This is a genomic window from Streptomyces puniciscabiei, assembly GCF_006715785.1.
Lineage (GTDB): Bacteria > Actinomycetota > Actinomycetes > Streptomycetales > Streptomycetaceae > Streptomyces > Streptomyces puniciscabiei.
In genome coordinates, this window is record NZ_VFNX01000001.1 from 1,545,236 (window position 1) to 1,564,649 (window position 19,414).

Annotated in this window: 15 protein-coding genes; 5 read left to right on the plus strand and 10 right to left on the minus strand. The window is 72.4% G+C overall.

All coding sequences use genetic code 11. From position 1 onward, the window contains the following. Window positions 1–7: 7 nt before the first annotated feature. From FB563_RS06885 to FB563_RS06910, 6 genes are all read right to left on the minus strand, one after another. Window positions 8–1,195 (minus strand): YncE family protein, encoded by a 1,188-nt coding sequence (locus FB563_RS06885; RefSeq protein ID WP_142218538.1) that lies wholly within the window; start codon window positions 1,193–1,195, stop codon window positions 8–10. Next, entirely contained in the window at window positions 1,195–2,007 is an 813-nt protein-coding gene (locus FB563_RS06890) for a polysaccharide deacetylase family protein (RefSeq protein WP_142218539.1), read from the minus strand. Before FB563_RS06890 ends, FB563_RS06885 begins: the two co-directional genes overlap by 1 nt. A gap of 85 nt (window positions 2,008–2,092) precedes the next feature. Next, complete coding sequence (locus FB563_RS06895) at window positions 2,093–2,596, minus strand: ATP-binding protein (protein ID WP_055710475.1); 504 nt, start codon at window positions 2,594–2,596, stop codon at window positions 2,093–2,095. A 299-nt stretch (window positions 2,597–2,895) separates the two neighbouring features. Continuing rightward, window positions 2,896–3,663, minus strand: coding sequence for an enoyl-CoA hydratase/isomerase family protein (locus FB563_RS06900; protein ID WP_055710476.1), 768 nt, complete (start codon window positions 3,661–3,663; stop codon window positions 2,896–2,898). Between the two features lie 80 nt (window positions 3,664–3,743). Then, the gene (locus FB563_RS06905) at window positions 3,744–4,970 is read right to left on the minus strand and encodes a L,D-transpeptidase (RefSeq protein WP_199833056.1); all 1,227 of its coding nucleotides are present in this window, start codon (window positions 4,968–4,970) and stop codon (window positions 3,744–3,746) included. Between the two features lie 164 nt (window positions 4,971–5,134). Then, a complete protein-coding gene (locus tag FB563_RS06910) occupies window positions 5,135–6,358 on the minus strand; it encodes a L,D-transpeptidase (RefSeq protein WP_079049138.1) in 1,224 nt (407 codons plus the stop codon). Window positions 6,359–6,645: 287 nt separating this feature from the next. Between FB563_RS06910 and glgX the strand changes: the two genes are divergently transcribed. After that, window positions 6,646–8,898, plus strand: a complete 2,253-nt coding sequence (gene glgX / locus FB563_RS06915) for a glycogen debranching protein GlgX (protein WP_199833057.1) — start codon at window positions 6,646–6,648, stop codon at window positions 8,896–8,898. 29 nt (window positions 8,899–8,927) lie between these two features. Here glgX and FB563_RS06920 read toward each other — a convergent pair whose 3' ends face one another. From FB563_RS06920 to FB563_RS06935, 4 genes are read right to left on the minus strand one after another with little or no spacing between them, the layout of a single operon-like run. Further along, window positions 8,928–9,572, minus strand: a complete 645-nt coding sequence (locus FB563_RS06920; protein WP_055710478.1) for a response regulator — start codon at window positions 9,570–9,572, stop codon at window positions 8,928–8,930. Next, window positions 9,562–10,812, minus strand: coding sequence for a sensor histidine kinase (locus tag FB563_RS06925; protein ID WP_079049139.1), 1,251 nt, complete (start codon window positions 10,810–10,812; stop codon window positions 9,562–9,564). Before FB563_RS06925 ends, FB563_RS06920 begins: the two co-directional genes overlap by 11 nt. Before the next feature lie 25 nt (window positions 10,813–10,837). Continuing rightward, window positions 10,838–11,572: an ABC transporter permease gene (locus FB563_RS06930; RefSeq protein ID WP_055710480.1), complete on the minus strand. Its 735-nt coding sequence runs from the start codon at window positions 11,570–11,572 to the stop codon at window positions 10,838–10,840. Then, entirely contained in the window at window positions 11,569–12,510 is a 942-nt protein-coding gene (locus FB563_RS06935; protein ID WP_055710481.1) for an ABC transporter ATP-binding protein, read from the minus strand. Before FB563_RS06935 ends, FB563_RS06930 begins: the two co-directional genes overlap by 4 nt. A gap of 208 nt (window positions 12,511–12,718) precedes the next feature. Here FB563_RS06935 and FB563_RS06940 point away from each other — a divergent pair, with 208 nt between their 5' ends. The 4 genes from FB563_RS06940 to FB563_RS06955 all read left to right on the plus strand — a co-directional run bounded on the left by FB563_RS06940 (window position 12,719) and on the right by FB563_RS06955 (window position 19,108). After that, window positions 12,719–14,590 carry an ABC transporter ATP-binding protein gene (locus FB563_RS06940; protein WP_142218540.1) on the plus strand — a complete coding sequence of 624 codons (1,872 nt, stop codon included), beginning with the start codon at window positions 12,719–12,721 and terminating at the stop codon, window positions 14,588–14,590. Further along, window positions 14,587–16,458, plus strand: a complete 1,872-nt coding sequence (locus FB563_RS06945) for an ABC transporter ATP-binding protein (RefSeq protein WP_055707581.1) — start codon at window positions 14,587–14,589, stop codon at window positions 16,456–16,458. Before FB563_RS06940 ends, FB563_RS06945 begins: the two co-directional genes overlap by 4 nt. 258 nt (window positions 16,459–16,716) lie before the next feature. Then, window positions 16,717–17,241: a hypothetical protein gene (locus FB563_RS06950; RefSeq protein WP_055707582.1), complete on the plus strand. Its 525-nt coding sequence runs from the start codon at window positions 16,717–16,719 to the stop codon at window positions 17,239–17,241. Between the two features lie 160 nt (window positions 17,242–17,401). Beyond that, entirely contained in the window at window positions 17,402–19,108 is a 1,707-nt protein-coding gene (locus FB563_RS06955; protein ID WP_055707583.1) for an ABC transporter transmembrane domain-containing protein, read from the plus strand. The last annotated feature ends 306 nt before the right edge of the window (window positions 19,109–19,414 follow it).

Genomic DNA, 19,414 nt, shown 5'->3' on the forward strand with positions numbered 1-19,414 from the left:
CCGGCGCTCAGCGGAAGATGCCGGTGTGCCCGAGCGAGTAGCGGCCCGGCTGCGGGTAGACGGCGAGGCCGTGCGGGCCGCTGCCGACCCTGATGCGGGCCAGCTCCTTCCCGGTCCGGGTGTCGATGGCGTACACCTCGGAGTCGTAGCGGCCGGACAGCCACAGCACCGTGCCGTCGGCGGAGACGCCGCCCATGTCGGGGCTGCCGCCGCCGGGCAGGTGCCACTTCTTGGTAAGCCGGTTCTTGGTGAAGTCGAAGAGGGAGATGGTGCCCTCGCCCCGGTTGGAGATGTACATCTCGCGGGAGTCGCGGCTGATGTAGAGGCCGTGGGCGCCCTTGCCGGTGTAGAGGAAGCGGGGCTTGGTGAACTTGTCGCCGTCGAGGATCCACAGGCCGTTCGCCACCATGTCGGCGATGTAGAACAGCTTGCCGTCCGGGGAGATCTTGACGTCCTGCGGCATCGCGCCCGCGTACGGCAGTCTCTCCTGGCGGACGACCTTCATCCGCGCGGTGTCGACCTTGAGGAGCTCGCCGCTGAACTCGCAGGAGACGATGAAGTACCGCCCGTCCGGGGAGAAGTCGGCGTGGTTGACGCCGTAGCAGCTGACCGGCACGGACTTGACGACCTTCATGCTGTGCGCGTCACGGAAGACCAGCCGGCGGTCCCTGGAGGCCATGACGACGGCGTACTTGCCGTCGGGCGTGAAGTACAGGTTGTACGGGTCGTGCACGGGGACGGGTTTGCCGGGCTCGCCGGTCCTGGGGTCGATGGGGGTGAGGCTGTTGCCGAGGTCGTTGTTGACCCACAGCGTCTTCAGGTCCCAGGACGGCACGACGTGCTGCGGCTGGCGGCCGACCGGGAAGGTGTCGATGACCTTGTACGTCTTCGGGTCGATGACGGTGACGTTGTTGGAGTTGGTGTTGGGCACGTACACCCGGGACGGGAAGTCCCTGACGACCGGCGAGAGCTGGTTCGGGCGGTCGGCGGAGTAGAGGTCCTTCGGGTTCTCGACCGGGGGCATCCCGGGCAGCACGTTCATCTGCCGCTTGCCGTTCCCCGGCTGGGCCGGCGCCTTGCTGGCGAGGGCCTGGTCGGCGTGGTGGCGGGAACCGGAGGTGCACGCGGACAGCAGGGTCAGGGCGGTGAGGGCGGCACCGGCGGCCAGCAGGCGGGCGGCTTTCGTGGTTCGCATCAGCTCAGCAGCTCCGTGGTGGTGACCGCGCGCAGTCCGCGGCGGTCGAGTTCGTGGAGGAGGTCGGGCAGGGCGGCGACCGTGTCCGGGTACCCGAAGTGCATGCTCACCACCGACCCGTTCCGCGCCTCGGCGAGAACCTTGCGGGTGACGGCGGCGGCGCCGGGGCGGGTGTAGTCGAGCGAGTCGACGTCGTACGACAGCACGTGCGGGTAGCCGGCGGCGCGGGCGAGCCGGGCGACCAGCGGGGAGGCGGTCGGCGAGCGGGAGGGGCGGAACCAGGTACCGATGGAACCGGTGAGCCGCTTCAGCCGGTCCGCGCAGTCGGTGATCTCCTTGCGGGCGTCCGCCTCGGGCAGGTCGTTGACGGCGATGTGCCGCTGGGTGTGGTTGCCGAGGTCGTGACCGCCGTCGAGGATCCGGCGGGCGATGTCCGGGTGTTCGTCCAGCCAGGTGCCGACGGCGAGCACGGTGAGCCGGGCACCGAGCCGCTCGGCCGTGCCGAGCAGGGAGTGGGCGATGGCGGGGTCGCCCTGGCCGTGGAAGGTGAGGGCGACCTGGGCGCGGGTGCGCGGGCCGTGGGTGATCTGGGCGGGCAGGCCGGGGTAGGCGCGGGGGGTGGCGGCCGCACGGTGGCCGGACGGGGTGGTGGAGGAGGCGGAGGGGGTCGAGGAGGGGGGCGCGGCGGACGCAGACGCGTGGGGTGGGGCTGCCTGGCCTGTGTCGCAACCGGCGGCGAGCGCGCCGCCGACGACGAGCCCGGCGCCCGCGCGCAGCACCCCGCGTCGGTTGGTGGTGGTCACCCGCACCATTTAAGGGGCGTGAGGTAAGAAAACCGCCGATTGGCCCGAAAGGAGGACGATTTCGGGTCGCCGTGGGAACGATGCCGTGCCGCCGTTACCTGTCGGCCACCCGCATCTCGAACCACGTCGTCTTGCCCCTGGGCAGCAGGTCCACGCCCCAGCGGTCCGACAGCTTGTCCACGAGGAACAGCCCGCGACCGCTGACGTCCATCTCCTGGACCGGCATCAGACAGGGCAGGCCGCGCGAGGGGTCGCGGACCTCGACCCGGATCCAGCCGGGGCGGCGGCGCATCCGGAGGCCGAAGACCCGGGCGCCGGTGTGCCGTACGGCGTTGCCGACGAGCTCGGACACGAGTAAGACGGCGTCCTCGGTCAGCTTGGGGGTGAGCCGCCAGGTGCGCAGTACGACGACCTGGGCGAGCCGGCGGGCGGTCGCCGCGGACTCCGGGCGGGACGGCAGCGGCACCTCCGCCTCCGTCGGGTTGCCGAACAGTTCGAGCGCCTTGAGCGCCTGTTCGTCCTCGACCGCGGGCGACCAGCGTGCCGCGGCCGCACGGCTGTGTCCCCGCGGCTGTTCGATGCCCTCCAGCCCCGCCATGCCCCCATGATGGCGTTCCGGAGCCGCCTTGGGGGCCGTTCCGAAGGAATACGCCCCCTGCACGCCCCCTTTCTCCACCGATCGAATGGCATATGCCGATGGCACGTAACTGATCGGTAGGGCCCGGTCGACCTGCGAAGACGGCTCACTTCCGGGCAATCGTCAGGCTCCCTCGACCGAGCAGGCTTAAGGCTGCCTTAAGGCTCCCATAAACCGCCCCATCGAGGGACCCCGAGAAGACGACGCGTCAAGTGCGAGCCGCTCCACGGGAGTTGCCCGGACGCTCACACCACTGGCGCTCAGCGGAACTTGGCCTTGCCGGGGCCCTCCTCCACGAAGCTGCGCATGCCGGTCTCACGGTCCTCGGTGGCGAACAGGCCCGCGAACCAGTTCCGTTCGACGGTGAGTCCGGTGTCGATGTCGGTCTCCAGGCCGGCGTCGACGGACTCCTTCGCCGCGCGCAGGGCGATCGCCGGGCCCTGGGCGAGCTTCGCGGCCCAGGCGTGCGCCTGCTCGTACACCTCGGCGGCCGGGACGACCCGGTCCACCAGGCCGATCGCGAGGGCCTCGTCGGCCCTGACCTGACGGCCCGTGAAGATGAGGTCCTTGGCCTTGGACGGCCCCACCAGCCGGGGCAGCCGCTGGGTGCCGCCGGCGCCCGGGATCAGGCCGAGCAGGATCTCGGGCTGGCCGAGCTTGGCGTTCTCGGCGGCGATGCGGTAGTCGGCGCACAGGGCCAGTTCGCAGCCGCCGCCGAGGGCGTAGCCGGTGATGGCGGCGACGACGGGCTTGGGGATGCGGGCCACGGCCGTGAAGGAGTCCTGCAGGGCGCGGGCGCGCAGGACCATCGCGGTGTGGTCCATGTTCTGCATTTCCTTGATGTCCGCGCCGGCCGCGAACACCCGCTCGCCGCCGTAGATCACCACGGCGCGCACGTCGTCGCGGCGCGTGGCCTCCTCGGCGAGCTCCTTCAGCCGGTCCTGTGTGGCGACGTCCAGCGCGTTCATCGGCGGACGGTCCAGACGCAGGGTTCCGACGCCTTCGGCGACTTCGAGAGTGACGGTCATGCAGGTCAGGTTAACGGCCACTAACGACAATGGGCCCGGTGCCGTGGATCACAGCACCGGGCCCCTGCGTCACTCGGGTCCTACTTCGTCCAGTCCGCCCACGACATGTTCCAGCCGTTGAACCCGTTCGCCGGGTCCACCGTGCGGTCGTGGGCGTTCTTCACGATCACCACGTCGCCGATGAGGGAGTGGTTGAACATCCAGGCCGCCGGGGTCGAGCTGTCGTAGCCGCCGCGCACGTCGCGCAGACCGACGCAGCCGTGGCTGGCGTTGTAGTTGCCGAAGGCGTCGCCACCCCAGTAGTTGCCGTGCAGGAAGGTGCCGGAGGTGGTCAGGCGCATGGCGTGCGGGACGTCCTTGATGTCGTACTCGCCGCCGTAGCCGACCGTCTCGCCGTTCATGCGGGTGACGGCCAGCTTCTCGCTGATGACCATCTGGCCGTTCCAGGTGTCGTAGCCCGGCTTGCCCGTGGTGGCGGGGAGGGTCTTGATGAGCTTGCCGTCCTGGGTGACCTTCATCGTGTGCTTCTTGGCGTCCACGATCGAGACCTGGTTGCGGCCGATGGTGAATGCGATGGTCTTGTGCTGCTTGCCGTAGACGCCGTTGCGGCCCTCGACGCCGTCGAGGTCGAGGTCGACGGTGACCTTGGTGCCTTCCTTCCAGTACTTCTCCGGGCGGAAGTCCAGGCGGTCGTTGCCGAACCAGTGGCCCTCGACGTCGACGGCCGGTTCGGTCCGGATCTTGATGGCCTTCTCGACGGCGTCGGGGTGGGTGATGCCCCGGGTGAAGTTGACGGAGAACGGCATGCCGACGCCGACGGTGGAGCCGTCCTCGGGGGTGAAGTAGCCCAGGAAGGTGTTCTTCGGGGTCAGCGTGGTGAAGGTGGAGTCCTCGGCGGCCTCGCGGCCCTCGGAGTCCTTGGCGACCGCGTGCACCGTGTACCTGGTGGAGGCGGCCAGATGGGCCGACGGCGTCCAGGACGCGCCCCCGCCGGTGATGCCGCCGGTGACCGCCCGGCCCTTGGCGTCCTTGACGGTGACCTCGGTCAGCTTGCCCCCCGCGACGTTCACCTTCAGCGCGCCACTGGTGTCGACGCCGGTGGCACCGGACTTCGGGGATATGGAGACGGAGGCGGTGGACTGCTGCTTGCCCTGCTGGGTGCTGGAGTCCTTGCCCTTGCCGGCGTCCGACCCCTTGCCCCCTCCCCCGCCGCACGCCGCGAGCGAGAGCACCAGGGCGCCGGATATCAGCGCCAGCCCCTTACGACCTCGCCGTCCCGCCACCGACGCCCCCGCTACAGGTCGCATGTTCAAGTTGTTCTCCCCTCGCCGGGCCTGCCCCAGGCCCGCTCCCCACCACACTTGGTCCGCGCATATTAACCGCCTGGTTTTGAGCGGGATGTCAGGCGAATGTCACCGTTCCGTCGCAACTTCCGCCCGCACCGCCGCCCGAGACCGGACCCCTCACCTGGTTACTTCACCGCGCTGCCCGCTTTCCACTCCTGCCAGGTCATGTTCCACCCGCCGAGGCCGTTGTCGGGGGCGACGGTCTTCTCCCGGCTGTTGACCACCTCGATGACGTCACCGACGAGGCTGCGGTCGAAGAACCAGCCGGCCGGGGTGGCGGAACTGCCGCCTTTGACGTCCCTGAGACCCACGCAGCCATGGCTGACGTTGGCGTGCCCCGGGGCGTCCGGCGACCAGTAGTTGCCGTGCACGAAGGTGCCGGAGTCGGTCAGCTTCATGGCGTGCGGGACGTCGGGGATGTCGTACTCGCCGCCGAAGCCGACCGTGCGGCTGTTCATACGGGTGACCTCCAGCATGCTCATCACCACCATCCGGCCGTTGTACGTGGGGTTCTCGGGCGCACCCGCGGTGATCGGCACGGTGGCGAGCAGCCGGCCGTCCCGGCGCACCTGCATGATGTGCCGGGCCGCGTCGACCAGCGAGATCTGGCTGCGGCCGATGGTGAAGGCGAAGGTCTTGTCCTGCAATCCGTAGACGCCGTGCGCTCCTTGGACGTCCCGCAGGTTCAGGTCGACGGTGACCTGGGTGCCGGGCTTCCAGTACTGCTCGGGGCGGAAGTCGAGACGGCTGTTGCCGAACCAGTGCGGGCGGATCTCGACGGGGGGCTGTGCGCTGACCCGGACGGCGCGTTCGACGGCGGCCCGGTCGGTGATCTCCCGGCTGAAGTCGATGGAGACGATCATGCCGGTGCCGACGACGGCGCGGTTCTCGGGGGTGACGTAGCCGATGAACCGCTCGCCCGGGACGAGCGTGGTGAAGGTGGTGTGCCGGGCCGAGCGGCGGCCGTCCGCGTCCTGCGCCACGACGTCGACGGTGTACTGGGCGGCGAGCGCCAGCCGGTCCTGGTCCGGCCGCCAGGTCCGGCCGTCGGCGCTGATGTGCCCGGGCACCGGGGAGTCCTGCGCGTCCTGCGACCGGACGACGGTCACCTTCCGCAGGCGCCCGTCGGGCACCCGGACCCGCAGCCGCTCGCCGGGGCGGACGGCCTTGCTGTCGTCGTCGGGGGTGATGTGGATGACGTCCTCGGGTGCCGGGGGTCTGCCCGGGGCCCCGTCCAGCCCGAGCGGTCCCACGCCCCCGAAGGAGCACCCTGCCAGCAGTGCCGCCGACGTCAGTACGGCGGCCAGCGCGGCCCTCGCGCGCCGCGCGCGTCCTTGTACGTGCCTCACGCGCGGCTCAACGACCGGGCCCGCTCCGGGGAAACGTGAGTGCGACCCATGCACTGGGCAGAACAGAGGGAAGGACGACACGCTGGGGAGCCGCCGCGCCCCCGCCGGAGGGGCGCCTTCTCGGATCGGATCGGCTGAAAGGGACGCAGGAGCGCGATCCGGAGGGCGCCCCCGACCGTCGGGGCGCAGCCGTACCGGGCGGCCGGGGATGCTGCGGGGCAGCCCCGGCTCTTCGGCACGGCCGGTTGCACCGCCCCGGGGCGAGCCACTGAAAGAGGGGCCGACAGGTGACGAGCGCAGCCGAGCAGCGGGCACCGGCCGGGGAGCCGGCCGCCGGGACCGGGCAGCAGCCGGCCGTGGTGAACGGCGCCCGGCACGCCGCGGTGCCGGCCCCGGTGGTGTGGCCGGGCGCCCCGACCCCGCTGGGAGCCCGCTTCCGGGTCGGCCCGGACGGGGTCGCGGGCACCAACTTCGCGCTGTGGGCGGGCGGGGCGGAGGCGGTCCGGGTGTGCCTGTTCGACGAGCGGGGCCGGGAGACCCAGGTCCGGCTGACCGAGCTGACGCACGAGATCTGGCACGGTTTCGTGCCGGGCGTGATGCCGGGCCAGCGGTACGGCTACCGGGTGGACGGCCGCTGGGACCCGTGGACCGGCGCCCGCTGGAACCCGGCCAAGCTGCTGCTGGACCCGTACGCGCGCGCGGTGGACGGTGAGTTCAGCCTGCCGCCGGAGGTGTACGGGCACGTCCGGGACTGGCCCCAGCAGCAGGTGGCCGACACCGTGCGCGACGACCGGGACTCGGCGCCGTACGTCCCGAAGGGGGTCGTCGTCGACGATGACGACGACTGGGAGGACGACCGCAGGCCGAAGACGCCGTGGGCCGACTCCGTCATCTACGAGCTGCACGTACGCGGCTTCACCAAACTGCACCCCGGCGTCCCGGAGGAACTGCGCGGCACCTACGCCGGCCTCGCGCACCCGGCGGCGATCGAGCACCTGGTGAAGCTGGGCGTGACGGCCGTCGAACTGCTCCCGGTCCACCAGTTCGCGCACGAGGACCACCTGCTGCGCCGGGGCCTGCGCAACTACTGGGGCTACAACTCCATAGGCTACTTCGCCCCGCACGCCGCCTACGCCGCCTCCGGTACGACGGGACAGCAGGTCGGCGAGTTCAAGCGGATGGTGCGCGCGCTGCACGCGGCCGGCATCGAGGTCATCCTCGACGTGGTCTACAACCACACGGCCGAGGCGGGCGAGCTGGGCCCGACCCTGTCCCTGAAGGGCATCGACAACCGCGGCTACTACCGCCTCCAGGACGACGCCCGCCGCTACGCCGACTACACCGGCTGCGGCAACACCCTGCACGTGGTCCAGCCCCAGGTGCTGCGCCTGATCACCGACTCCCTGCGCTACTGGGTCACCGAAATGGGCGTCGACGGCTTCCGCTTCGACCTCGCGGCGGCGCTCGCCCGCTCGATGCACGACGTCGACATGCTGTCCCCGTTCCTGGCGGTCATCGCCCAGGACCCGGTACTGCGCCGGGTGAAGCTCATCGCCGAGCCGTGGGACATCGGCTCCGGCGGCTACCAGGTGGGCGCGTTCCCGCCGCTGTGGACGGAGTGGAACGACCGCTACCGGGGCGCCGTCCGGGACTTCTGGCGGCACGCCCTGCCCGACGTGCGCGAGATGGGCTACCGCCTGTCCGGCTCCAGCGACCTGTACGCCTGGGGCGGCCGCCGCCCGTACGCCTCGGTCAACTTCGTCACCGCGCACGACGGGTTCACCCTGCGCGACCTGGTGTCGTACGAGCGCAAGCACAACGAGGCCAACGGCGAGGACAACCGCGACGGCACCGACGACAACCGCTCCTGGAACTGCGGGGTCGAGGGCGAGACGGAGGACGAGCGGGTACGGGCGCTGCGCCGCCGTCAGCTGCGCAACCTGCTGACCACGCTGCTGCTGTCCACCGGTGTGCCCATGCTGGTGGCCGGCGACGAACTCGGCCGCACCCAGCGCGGCAACAACAACGCCTACTGCCAGGACAACGAGATCAGCTGGCTGGACTGGTCCCTGCTGGACGACCCGGCCTGGCGGCCCCTGTTCGACCTGACCTCCCGGCTCATCGCGCTGCGCCACCGGCATCCGGTGCTGCGCCGCCGGGCCTTCTTCTCCGGCCGGGCCCACTCGGCGGACGGGCTACGGGACCTGGCCTGGTTCACGGCTCGCGGTGCGGAGATGACCGAGGGCGACTGGTACGCCCCCGCGGCCACGCTCGGCATGTACCTCTCGGGCCGGGACATCCCGGGCCGCGACGAGCGGGGCGCACCGGTCACGGACGACAGCTTCCTCGCGGTCCTGCACGCGGGCGACCGGCCGACGGGCTTCGTGCTGCCGGGGCCGCCGTGGGCGGAGCGGTACGAGGTCGTCGTGGACACCTCACGGGAGGAGCAGGCGGGCGCCCCGGGTACGGTCCACCCGGCGGGCAGGCAGATCACGGTGCCGGGGCGCTGTGTACTCCTCCTGCGGGTCGACCCCGTGTGACGGGGCCGGCCGCGTCCTGGCCCGGCTCGCTAGCCCAGGATCCCCCGGTCGTAGCCCACCGCCACCGCCGCCGCGCGGTCCTTCACGCCCAACTTGGCGTACAGGTGGGTCAGATGGGTCTTCACGGTCGCCTCGCTGATGAACAGTTCACGGGCGATCTCGCGGTTCGACGCGCCCTTGGCGACCAGGGCCAGCACCTCGCGCTCACGGGCCGACAGCGGCTCGGCGTCGGCCCCGCGCGGGGTGCGGACCGCGTGGACCAGGCGGGAGGCCACGGCCGGGGAGAGGACCGTACGGCCCTCGGCGGCGGCGCGGACGGCGGTGAACAGCTCGTCGCGCGGGGCGTCCTTGAGGAGGTAGCCGGTCGCGCCCGCCTCGATCGCGGGCAGGGTGTCGGAGTCGGTGTCGTAGGTGGTGAGGACCAGGACCTTCGCGCGGGCGCCCCGGCGGGTCAGCTCGCGGATCGCGTCCACGCCGGAGCCGCCGGGCATCCGCAGGTCCATCAGGACCACGTCCGGGTCCAGGGCCGCGGTCCGGGCCACCGCTTCGGCGCCGTTCGCCGCCTCCCCGAGCACCCGGAAGCCCGGGGCCGACTCGAACATGCCGCGCAGGCCGTCGCGGACCACCGGGTGGTCGTCGACGATCAGGAGGGTGATGGCGGGCTCAGCGGTCATCGCGGACCAAGGGTACGCGAGCCGACACCGCCGTGCCGTTGCCCGGCTCCGACTCGACCGTGAGGGAGCCGGCGATGCGCTCGGCGCGGGCCCGCATCCCCGGCAGGCCGAAGCCGCCGCTGCGGCTGCGCTCCGGTACGGCGGCCGGGTCGAAGCCGGTGCCGTCGTCGCGGATGTCGAGGGTGACCTCGTCGCCCATGAAGGACAGGGTCACCCCGACCCGGGCCGGCCGGGCGTGCCGGCCCGCGTTGGACAGGGCCTCCTGGGCGATGCGCAGCAGGGTCGCCGAGACCTCGTCGTGCAGCTGCTCGGTGGTTCCGGTGACCGTGAACTCGGCTCGCACTCCGGTGCGTTGGCCCCATTCGGCGACCGTCTTCTTCAGCGCCTCCGGCAGCCCGTCGGCGGCGAGGGCGACCGGGGCCAGGTTGTGCACCGAGCGGCGGGCCTCGCCGAGGCTGTGCCGGGCGAGCGCGGAGGCGCGCTCCAGGTGGGTGCGGGCGGTGACCAGGTCGGGGGCGTTGGCCACCACCTGGAGCTGGGCGATGATCCCGGTCAGGCCCTGGGCGATGGTGTCGTGGATCTCGGCGGCGAGCCGGCGGCGCTCGTCGGCGACCCCGGCCTCCCGCGCCTGGAGCAGGAGCTGGGCGTGCAGCGCCGCGTTCTCGTCCAGGGCCTGCTGCAACGCGGTGTTGGTGCGCTCCAGTTCGGCGATGGTGTCGGCCTGGACGACGGCACGGGCCTGCTCCTGCTGGGCGTACCGGGTGAACAGACTGACCAGTCCCATGTTGACGCCCAGGGTCAGGAAGAACCCCACCCACATGACCGGCCCGTGCGGCGGCATGCCGCCCATCTCGCTGCCGGCCACGGTGACCGCGGTCAGGAAGAGACCCGGTAGCACCAGCCGGCCGGGCAGCTCCCGGGCGGCGGTGTAGTAGCCGGTCACGGCGTAGAAGGCGAAGAACGGGTTGAGCCACGTCAGCGCGAACCCGAGGGCCCAGCGCAGGAAGTAGAAGCAGGCACCGGCCCGGCTCGGACCCGGCTGCCTCCGCTTCACCCTTCCCCAGCACACCTGCAGGACGGCACCCGCGGCCAGCATTGCCGCCGAGGCGGCCATCGCGGACCGGCCCATGCCGACCGGGCGAGCGGAGAGGGCGCCCGCGAGGACACCGACGACCAGCAGCGCGTAGGGCCCCCAACCGTCGAAGGAGGCCCGGGGCTCCTGCCGCACGGTGTTCGTCATGGCACCAGTGTCCGGCACGGTTCGCTCACTCCCAGCGGAACCAGCGGGCCGCCCCCGCCGTGAGCAGCACCGTCCAGGCCGCGAGCACGCCCACGTGCGTCCAGCCGGGCCAGTGCCCGGCCGCGGCCTCGTTCAGGGCACGGGCCGCCGCGCCGAACGGGGTCAGGCCGACCACCCGGGCCAGCGTGTGCGGCATCTCCTGCACCGGCAGCCACAGACCCGCGCAGAACATCATCGGGAAGAACACCGCCGAGCCGATCGCGCCGGCGATCTTCGTGGTGCGGGACACCGCGGAGACGACGGATCCGAGGGCGAGGGCCGCGGCGGTCGCGAGGAGCAGCGCCAGCAGATAGCCGGCCGCCTGCTCGGGCAGCCGTACGTGGAAGGCGAGCCGGCCGACGGCGAGCGCGAGCAGCGCCGAGGCCAGCGCCACCGTGCCCTGCACGACCATCTGCGCGGACAGCAGGGCGGAGGGTCGTACGGGGGTGAGCCGCATCCGGCGCAGGATGCCCCGCTCCCGGTGGCCGGTCAGCACCTGGGGCAGCGACTGCACCCCGGACATGATCAGGGCGATCAGTACGGCGATGGGCACATAGGCGTCGACCGGCCGCAGCCCGCCCAGGGCCTTGTCGGCGTGCCGGAACGACGGGATCGAGCCGAGGATCACCAGGAGCAGCGTCGGGAAGAGGAAGATCCAGAAGACGGCGCCGGGTTCCCGGCGGAACAGCCGGAACTCGGTGCGCAGGACGGCGGTGTTCATGCCGCGGCCTCCTCGGTGTGGTCGCCGGTCCGGTCGGTCCGGTCCTCGGTCAGGTCCAGGAACGCGTCGTCGAGGGTGGCGTCCAGCACCCGCAGCTGATGGGCGGTGACGCGGTGCCGGGCGAGCAGGGTGATGACCGCGTTCACGGTCTCGTCGGTGCCGGAGAGCGTGATCCGGCCGTCCTTGCGCTCGATGGAGGCGATGGCCGGGAGGGCGGCGAGGTCGTCGTCGTCCAGCGGGGCCGACGGGGTGAAGCTGATGACGGTGGCGCCCGCCGACCGGCGGATGAGCCCGGCCGGGGTGTCCAGGGCGGCCACCCGGCCCTTGTCGATCACCGCGATCCGGTCGCACAGCCGCTGCGCCTCCTCCATGAAGTGGGTGACGAGCAGCACGGTGACGCCGCTCGCGCGGACGTCCTCGATCAGCTGCCAGGTGTCGCGGCGGGCCCGCGGGTCCAGGCCGGTGGTCAGCTCGTCCAGCACGACGACGCGCGGGTTGCCGACGAGGGCCAGCGCGATGAACAGCCGCTGCCGCTGCCCGCCGGACAGCCTGGCGAACCGGGTGCCGAGCTTGGCGGTGAGGCCGAGGCGTTCGGCGAGCGGCCGCCAGTCGGCCGCGTCGGGGTGGAAGGAGGCGTACAGCTCCAGCGCCTCGCGCACGGTCAGCTTGGGCTGCAGCTCGCTCTGCTGGAGCTGGGCGCCGAGAATCCGGGCGACCTCGTCGTGGTCGGCGACGGGATCCAGGCCGGCGACCCGGACCCGGCCGCCGTCGGGGACCCGCAGCCCCTCGACGCACTCCACGGTGGTGGTCTTGCCGGCGCCGTTCGGGCCGAGGATCCCGAAGATCTCGCCCTCCTCGACGGCGAAGGAGACGCCGTCGACGACGGCCCGGCCGCCGTACGACTTGCGCAGATCGGTGACTTCGATGACGGATGGCATGCCCCGAGCATCCCGGGCGGGCGGGGCCCGGCACATCGGCCGCCCCGCTCGAAGCGGCATCGTCCGATCGGTTGACGCGGGTCTACGACCCGTCGTGCGGATGCGGTGTCCGAGGCGTCGAACACGCAGGTCGTAGGACCAGCGACGGACCTGGGTCCGGCCAAAACTCGGTGGGCGTTGTCAGTGCCGGTCCGTACGCTCGCCAGTGATGCCCACGACACGTGCAACCACCGAGACCGACCGTTCCGCCGTACGCACGCTGCTGCGCCTGTGGCCGTACGTCCGCCCCGTGCGGGCGCGGCTGTTCACGGCCGCGTTCGTCGCGGTCGTCGCCTCCTGCACCGGGCTGGTGATCCCGCTCGTCCTGAAGTGGCTCGTGGACGGGCCGGTCGCCGACCATGACCCGGCGGGAGTCTGGCTCGGGGCGCTGTACCTGCTCCTGCTCGGAATCGCCGAGGCGGTCCTGTTCGGTGTACGGCGCTGGCTGGTGGCCCGACCCCTGTCGCACGTGGAGGCGGAGATGCGGGCGGGGCTGTACGGCCATCTGCAGCGGCTGCCCGTCGCCTTCCACGACCGCTGGGCCTCGGGCCAGTTGCTGTCGCGGGGCACGACCGACCTGATGCTGCTGCGTATGTTCCTCGCCTTCCCGCTGACGTTCCTGCTGGTCAACGGCGTCACGATCCTCGTCGGCGTGGTGATCATGCTGATGCAGGACTGGGTGCTGGGCCTGGTCATCCTCGGTCCCGCGATCCCCGTCATGTGGACCTGCGTGGTCTTCGAGCGGCGGTACGCCCTGGTGGCGCGGCGCGCGCAGGACCAGGTCGGCGACCTCACGACGGTGGTCGAGGAGAGCGTGCTCGGCATCCGCATCATCAAGGGCTTCGGCCGGCACCGCAGCCAGGCACGGGCGTTCCGCGAGCTGGCGGTCACCCTGCGCGGCACGGAACTGCGCAAGGCCCGGCTGCTGGCGGTCATCTGGGGTGTCATCGTGACCCTTCCCGAACTGGCCATCGGTGCGGCACTGGTGCTGGGCGCGATCCGGGTGGCCGACGGCGGCCTGTCGGCGGGCACGCTGGTCGCCTTCCTGAGCACCGCGCTCGCCCTGCGCTGGCCGGTCGACTCCATCGGCTTCCTGCTGGCGATGAGCCAGGAGGCGGCGACGGCGACGGAACGGTACTTCGAGGTGATGGACGAGGTACCGGAGGACGCGGGGGCCGGGGGCGGCTCGCACGACCCGACGCCACGAGGCACGGCGGGACTTCGGTTCGAGGGCGTCTCGTTCCGCTACCCCGACGCACCCCCAGACTCCCCGCCCCTCCTCCACGACATCGACCTCCACGTCCGCCCCGGCGAGTCCATGGCCCTGGTCGGAGCCACCGGCAGCGGGAAGACCACGCTCACCGCCCTCGTCCCCCGCCTGCACGAGGTCACCTCGGGCCGCATCACGCTCAACGGCGTGGACATCAACGCGATGCGCCGCGAGGAGCTGCGCGCCAAGGTCGCCGTCGCCTTCGAGGAGCCCACGCTGTTCTCCACGAGTGTCGGCGAGAACGTGCTGATGGGCGCTCCGGACGGCGCCGGCAAGCCTGAGCTCGACCGGGCGCTCGCCGTCGCGCAGGCGGACTTCGCGCACGCCCTCCCCCAGGGCACGGACACCCGCGTCGGCGAACAGGGCCTCAGCCTCTCCGGCGGCCAGCGGCAGCGCCTCGCGCTGGCCCGAGCGGTGGTCGGCAGACCGGAGTTCCTGGTGCTGGACGACCCGCTGTCCGCCCTGGACGTGCACACGGAGGCCGCCGTGGAGGCCGCGCTGCGGCAGGTCCTCGCCGACACCACCGCGCTGATCGTGGCCCACCGCCCGTCGACGGTGCTGCTCGCCGACCGCGTCGCCCTGCTCTCGGGCGGCCGGATCGCCGCCGTGGGCACCCATCACGAACTGCTGCGCACCAACGCCGAGTACGCGCATCTGATGTCCGGGGACGATTCCGGCGACGCTTCCGGGGACGCTTCCGGCGACGCTTCCGGCGACGCTTCCGGCGACGCTTCCGGCGACGCTTCCGGGGACGAGGAGGACTCCCGTTGACCACCACGACCGCCTCCACGCCCACCGCCGAGGACGACGAACTCCCCGGCCCGCACCGGGAGGGCGACGCCGGTGACGGCGACGTCTTCGACCGGGACGTCCTGCCCGCCCCGCCCGGCGCCACGGCCGCCCTGCTGCGCTCCCTGCTCGCGCCGATGAGAGCCCGGGTGACCGTCACCACCCTCCTGCTCCTCCTCCAGCAGGCGGCGGTGCAGCTGGGCCCGTTGCTGGTGGCGTACGCCATCGACAGCGCCGTACCGGCGTTCCGGGACCACCGGCACGGCCCGCTGGTCGCGGTCGCCGTCGGCTATCTGCTGTGCGCCCTCGCCTCCGGTCTGCTGCAGTCCGCGTTCATCGAGGCCTCCGCCCGGGTCAGCCAGGACGTGCTGCTGGATCTGCGGGGCCGGATCTTCCGGCACGCGCAGGCGCTGAGCATCGACTTCCACGAGCGGTACACGTCCGGACGGCTGATCTCCCGCTCCACCACGGACGTGGAGTCGCTCCGCGAACTCCTCAACGACGGCCTGCAGGAGCTGGTGACCGTCGTGCTGTCCTTCGTCTACATCTCGGCGATGCTGCTGTGGCTGGATCTCGGCCTCGGCGCCGTCGCGGTGGCCTCGTTCGTGCCGCTGTACCTGCTCGTCCGGCTCTACCAGCGGCGGGCGGGACGGGTGTACCGGGCGCGGTCGACGGCGATCGCGGCGGTGATCGTGAAGTTCGTGGAGACGATGAACGGCATCCGTCCGGTGCGCGCCTTCCGCCGGGAGGCGGCCAACGACGCCGAGTTCGCCGTGCTCAACCGGCGGCACGAGCGGACCAACGGGGACGCGCTGCTGGAGATGGCCCGCTATGTGGTCGGCTCCCGGCTGGTGGCGAACACGGCGGTCGCGGGGATCGTGCTGTGGGGCGCCTACCGGGTGGCGTCCGGCTCGCTGGAGCTGGGTGTGCTGGCGGCGGCGGTGCTGTACCTGCGCCGGCTGTACGACCCGATCGACCGGCTGGGGATGTTCCTGAACTCCTACCAGTCGGCCGCCGCCTCCCTGGAGAAGGTCGCCGGGCTGCTGGCCCAGACCCCGTCCGTGCCGGAGCCGGCGGTCCCTCGTGAACTCCCGCCGCTGAAGGGGGACTTCCCGGGCCGCGAGGTCGTCTTCGACCGGGTCCGGTTCGGTTACCGCACCGGCGGCGAGGTCCTGCCCCGCTTCGATCTGACCCTGCCGGCCGGGCAGACGGTCGCCGTGGTCGGTTCCACGGGTGCCGGCAAGTCCACGCTCGCCAAGCTGCTCGCCCGCTTCTACGACCCCTCCGACGGCCGCGTGCTGCTGGACGGCGTGGATCTGCGCGAGCTGCCCGTGCCGGAACTGCGGCGCGGGGTGGTGATGGTGACCCAGGAGGCCTTCCTGTTCTCGGGCACGGTCGCCGACAACATCGCCATCGGCCGGCCCGACGCCACCCGGGAGGAGATCGAGCGGGCGGCGAAGGCGATCGGCGCGCACGAGTTCATCAGCGCCCTGCCCGACGGCTACGACACCGACGTCCGCAAGCGCGGCGGGCGCATCTCGGCCGGGCAGCGCCAACTGGTCGCCTTCGCCCGCGCGTTGCTCGCCGACCCGGCGGTGCTGATCCTGGACGAGGCGACCAGTTCGCTGGACATCCCGGGCGAGCGGGCCGTGCAGCGGGCGATGTCGACGGTGCTGCGGGGCCGTACGGCGGTGGTGATCGCGCACCGGCTGTCGACCGTGGAGATCGCGGACCGGGTGCTGGTGATGGAGCACGGCCGGATCGTCGAGGACGGCCCTCCGGCGGAACTGACCGGCGGCACGGGCCGGTTCGCGGATCTGCACCGGGCATGGCGGGACAGTCTGGCGTAGTTCAGCGGGTGTTCACGCGGGATACGGTGGGTAGTTGACGAGCGATCACGACCCCGTCGGCGCCTGTCCCACCCTCCTCGTCGGGCTCCACGCCAAGGCCGCGTCAAGGCCTGGCCGCGCGCTGCTCTCGCGTGAATAAACGTTCAACCAAAGCGGCTCTCGTTCGGGCAAAGAGGTCTACTCGCATAGACGACCCCGGTGCTGTCATGCTCACGACCGCCCGGACTTCTGCCGGGCACCGCACCGGGAGACCCCCACATGTCCCGAATACCGCGCCCCCTGGTGACCGCCCTCTCCTCCCTCGCCCTCGCCGCAGCGGGCCTCACCGTCACCACCGGTTCCGCCCACGCCGCCGGCTGCAGCCAGAGCTACCTCCCCCTGCCCGACCCGGTCTGCACGCCCGGGGCCCTCAACCCCGACGTCACCCAGGACACCATCGGCTCGACCATCTGCGTCTCCGGCTGGACCTCGACCGTACGGCCCCCCAGCTCCTACACCACCGCGCTGAAGAAGAAGCAGATCGCCGAGTACGGCTACTCCGACACCAGCCTCTCGGACTACGAGGAGGACCACTTCGTCCCGCTCGAACTCGGCGGCGCCCCGAGGAGCGAGGAGAACCTCTGGCCCGAGCCGCACTACGGCGACGAGACCTCCGCGAACAAGGACACCGTCGAGAACAAGCTGAAGAAGGCCGTCTGCGCCGGTGACGTCAGCCTCGCCGACGCGCAGGACGCCATCATGACCGACTGGACGACCGCCCTGTCCAGCCTCGGCCTGAGCTGAGCGATCGCCGCACGCGAGGGCCGGTGCCTCCCCCGGGAGGAACCGGCCCTCCGCCGTACCCGCCACCGCCGCCCGAACGGCCTCTTTATTCGATGGAGCGGTCGCCGCCACCCTGGATACCTTCGAGATGTCCGGCGAGGGCGAGCCGATCGGGGGACGGATGATCGACGCGTACGAGGATCCGGGCACCCCGGACACCCGCGGCGGCTGGCGCTACCTGTGGTGGCTGGTGCTGCGTCAGCCGGGGCGGTCGGCGGCCGGGGCGCTGCTGGGCAGTGCGTGGATGGTGCTGATGGCCGCGCAGCCGTATCTGATGGCGCGGGCCGTGGACGAGGGGCTGGTGCCGGGTCGGCTGGGGGTGCTGGCCGCGTGGAGCGGGGTGATGTTCGCGGTCGGGTCGGTCAACGCCTGGCTGAGCATCATGCGGCACCGCACGATGACCCGGGTGCGCATGGACGCCAACTTCCGCACGGTGAAGGTGGTCGTGGGCCATGTGGTGCGGCTCGGGGCCGCGCTGCCGCGCCGGGCGGGGGCCGGTGAGGTGGTGACGATCGGAGTCGGCGACGTGACGACCGTCGCGCAGGCGCTGACGGTGGTCGGTCCGGGCGTCGGCTCGGCCGTGGTGTATGTGGTCGTGGCCGGGCTGCTGCTGGCGGTCTCGGCACCGCTCGCCGCCGTCGTGCTGCTCGGGCTGCCGGTGATCGCGCTGGTCACCGGGCCGCTGACGCTGCGGCTGCAGGGCGCGGAGAGCACCTACCGGGAGCGGCAGGGTGTGCTGACCGCGCGCATCGGCGACCTCGCGGGCGGGCTGCGCGTCCTCAACGGCCTCGGCGGCAAGGGACTGTTCGCGGACGCCTTCCGGCAGGACTCGCGGCGGCTGCGCGCACAGGGCTACCGGGTGGGCGCGGTGGCCAGCTGGGTGCAGGCGCTCGGCGTGGGCCTGCCCACCCTGTTCCTGGCCGTGGTGACCTGGCTCGCGGCACGGCTCGCGGCCCAGGGATCCATCACCGTCGGCGAGTTGGTGGCGGTGTACGGCTATGTGGCCGTGCTGATCGGGCCGGTGGCGTTCTTCGTGCAGATGGCCTACGACCTGAACCGGGGTGTGGTGGCCGCGCGCCGAGTGGTACGGCTGCTGCGGCTGGAGCCGGAGCCGGACGAGGGCACGCTGCGGGCGCCCGAGGAACCGGCCGAGCTGCACGATCCGGCGTCGGGAGTGCGGGTGGTGCCGGGCCGGCTGACGGCGCTGGCCGCCGCCCGGCCCGCCGAGGCCGCCGCCGTGGTGGACCGGCTCGGCCGCTTCGGGCCGACCGACGCCACCTGGGGCGGGGTACGGCTGGACGCGGTCCCGCTGGCGGACGTGCGCGGGCGGATCCTGGTCGCGGACAACGAGGCCGACCTGTTCGCGGGGCCGCTGCGCGAGGTCGTGGCCGCCGGGCACCCCGCCGACGAGGCCGAGCTCGGCCGGGCGCTGTACGCGGCGGCCGCCGAGGACGTCGTACGCGGGCTGCCGGAGGGCACGGACTCGCCGGTGTCCGGGCAGGGCCGCAGCCTGTCGGGCGGGCAGCGGCAACGGATGCGGCTGGTAAGGGCGTTGCTGGCCGACCCCGAGGTGCTGCTCGCGCTCGAGCCGACCTCGGCGCTGGACGCGCACACCGAGGCGACGGTCGCCCGGCGGCTGCGCGAGGCGCGGGAGGGCCGTACGACGCTGGTGACGTCGACCTCGCCGCTGGTGCTGGACCACGCGGACACGGTCGTCTTCCTGGTCGACGGCAAGGTCGCGGCGAGCGGTCCCCACCGGCGGCTGCTCGGGGCGGAGCCGGGGTATCGGGCACTCGTCGCCCGGGACACGGAAGGAGCCGTACGGTGACGGGGGCACGGGACGGGATGGGCGGCCGCGCGCCAAGGGTGCGGGTCGCGGGGCACCCGGGGCAGCGGCATGCGAGGTATGGCGCCACCGGCGGCCGACCGGCGCCCGGGCGGCCTGGCACCCGCGCGCCGCGATGCCCAGGGGGTCGTACGGTGACGGCGGGCAAGGCGCCGCAGCGACGGCGGCCGACCTACACCCCAGCAGTCCGGTGCCCGCGCGCCACGAAGCCCAAAGGGTCGTACAGTCACGGCGGGCAAGGCGCCGCAGCGACGGCGGCCGGCCTACGCCCCAGCAGTCCGGTGCCCG